The sequence below is a fragment of the Edaphobacter aggregans DSM 19364 genome (assembly GCF_000745965.1).
GTDB lineage: Bacteria > Acidobacteriota > Terriglobia > Terriglobales > Acidobacteriaceae > Edaphobacter > Edaphobacter aggregans.
Genome location: NZ_JQKI01000310.1, coordinates 1 through 1,958, shown reverse-complemented (window position 1 = coordinate 1,958; position 1,958 = coordinate 1). Strand labels below are relative to the sequence as shown.

The following is a 1,958-nucleotide window of genomic DNA, read 5'->3' as shown; positions in this document are numbered from 1 at the left end:
GGCTGCTGACGGCGTATCGCGACGGGGGTGGAGGTGCGCTGATCCACAAGGCTCGTGGTCGCACATCGAACAACCACCTTATCCCTGGGATTCGCTCAGGCGAGAGTCCTATGGTGAGTTGGTGCAGATCGATGGCAGCGATCACCGCTGGTTTGAAGATCGTGGCGAACGCTGTATACTGCTACGTCGGGACAGCCGAAGTAGATTACGACGTCCTTGTGGGCGGGAATACGCGCAGGATCCGGAGCCGGCGGGCGCTGATCCTCGTCGTAGGCTGTGTTCAGCATGAGTTCCGCGCCATTCAGCCCGAGCAGTACCCAATCGAACTGCGGCGCAGGCTTTCCGTCTGAGCTGACGACTTCGAAGCCTAGTCCCTCGCAGTAGAACTTGATCGAGGTCGGCATGTCGAACACTGCAAGCAGCGGAGTTATGCTACGAACGTCAATCGCCATTTGATCCTCCAGTTATTGATGAGCGGCTCACGCGAAACATCGGCGGTGGTCCGCTGTGAAGGTAGGCGATCCGTAGGAGATGTCGTTCGGCACCAAATAGCCAAGTGTGGCGAGAGAGAAGTCCCAATCATGCGTGGACAGATGATTAGACGGATCGGCCGCCGCCGGCTGAGCCAACGCACGACCGGCCAAGAGAACGGCGGCCACGACCAGCGCACCGATCTTTTGTCTGGCTTTCATCCTCCGAGTGCGATAGTTAATCCGACCATCGCACTACCGACAATCACCATTAAGATGCCCATTCTCCAAGGCTGACGACCAGAATAGTATCCGTATGCGTACCCCATCACAAACAGCATGAAGACCGCAACTGCATTCGAGACACGTAAAGCTCGTGTGGCTTCGTGTATCCAAATGAATGGAAGCTCCACCGGGAGCGTCACCAAAACAACAATCAGAAACACGCGAACGCCACCAAACCAGTCATCTTTACTAAGCCGCGGCGGTGTTGGTGGGGCTGGTAATCGATTCAACTTCTGTCGCATCTCCTCGAATTGTTCGGAGGATATGACGGATGCGATCTGCGACGGCATCGCGTCAGCGATGATGCGATCTGCTTGCTTTGGATCGGTAGTCATGCGAATTGCTCGCAAAGCGAGAATGTCGTGACCTTTCGCACTGAAGGAAGCCATCCAATACATGACGGCATCGATAACACCCCATGCCAGATTGCAACCCAGTGCGCCAGTCAGCATCTGCCGCACTTCTGTTTCGCCTGCTCCGCCGATGCTGAACGAGCAGGTCACCGTAAGTACCATAATGAGCCCGAACAGAGCCTCAGAGATCCTCTCCATGGGATCGAGCAGTAGATGTTTGCTGGACTTCGCTATGTCTTCAGGCATAGGCTTGGCCAAGCTGCTCTTCCATCTTACGCAGAAGCACTAGTGGCAAGAGCCAGGCAAGGCTTTGCGCAAGAAGTCCCGCGAGCCGCCTGGTGGAATAAAGCGGTCTCTAAAGCGCAAAAACCCGGTGGCAATCTTGCAGGCAAAGACCCGGCTCCCAGAACTGATCCCCTTTGCGCTATGCCCGCAGGTTGGCCGTGTATCTGCCTCTCCGCACGAGAATCAAGGAGAGCGTCAAGCAGAGGCGTCCCTCGTCGCTCAATGGTCGGCTCGGATGGAGGTCCGAATGCTCGGAGACGAGCGGCTCTCCTTCTGCATGCGGATTCCGACGAGACTGTTGGGACTAAGTCCAGTTGCAGTCTAAGTCATATTGCTCGCCAGCAACAGCACGGAGAGCGCAATCGAAGGATGCCTCGCGCATTTCATGTCACTCGACCTGCACGAGACCGATCTGCCTCAGGAATTCATTGTCATCCTTCCGCTTTCAGGGCGGATTGAGTCCCTACCCAGATGGGACAATCACAGCTGGCTTCTTTGACATTCATTTCCACGGTATTGCTGGCCAAGATGTGATGAATGCTTCTCCCGAAGGCTTTCGAGATAT

At 55.7% G+C, this 1,958-nt stretch carries 2 protein-coding genes and 1 pseudogene; all 3 read right to left on the bottom strand.

Features of this window, described 5'->3' with window-relative positions:
• Window positions 1-209: 209 nt before the first annotated feature.
• Window positions 210-452, bottom strand: a pseudogene (locus Q363_RS47305) (VOC family protein); the annotation flags it as partial.
• A gap of 27 nt (window positions 453-479) precedes the next feature.
• Window positions 480-692, bottom strand: a complete 213-nt coding sequence (locus Q363_RS31440) for a hypothetical protein (RefSeq protein WP_035358678.1) — start codon at window positions 690-692, stop codon at window positions 480-482.
• Window positions 689-1,366: a VIT1/CCC1 transporter family protein gene (locus tag Q363_RS31435; protein ID WP_035358677.1), complete on the bottom strand. Its 678-nt coding sequence runs from the start codon at window positions 1,364-1,366 to the stop codon at window positions 689-691. Before Q363_RS31435 ends, Q363_RS31440 begins: the two co-directional genes overlap by 4 nt.
• Window positions 1,367-1,958: the final 592 nt, after the last annotated feature.